Origin of the sequence: Streptomyces beijiangensis, from assembly GCF_017315755.1 — a bacterium.
Taxonomy (GTDB): domain Bacteria; phylum Actinomycetota; class Actinomycetes; order Streptomycetales; family Streptomycetaceae; genus Streptomyces; species Streptomyces beijiangensis.
In genome coordinates this window covers 1-226 of record NZ_JAFLRJ010001596.1, presented here as the reverse complement: position 1 = coordinate 226, position 226 = coordinate 1, and the positions used below count along the sequence as shown (strand labels likewise).

Below are 226 nucleotides of genomic sequence, written 5' to 3'. Positions count from 1 at the left end.
CGATCAGACGGTCGCGGCCGATGACCGTGCCGTCGAGCCCTTCGGGGACCGCGAGTCCTTCGACGAAGCCGAGGTCCGCCTCGCCGTTGAGGAGGTGTGCGGCGACGGAGACGGAGTTCCCCGCGAGAAGGGAGACCGCGGTGCCCGGGCGCTGGGTGCTCAGCGCGATGAGCCAGCCGGGGAGCAGGTACTCGGCGATCGTCATGGAGGCGGCCGAGGCCTTCGA

General features: G+C 71.2%; 1 protein-coding gene. It reads right to left on the bottom strand.

The genetic code is table 11. The features are described 5' to 3' along the window. Nucleotides 1–226 (bottom strand): LysR substrate-binding domain-containing protein (locus J0695_RS42840; protein WP_242553835.1); only part of this gene is annotated, 226 nt, incomplete at both ends.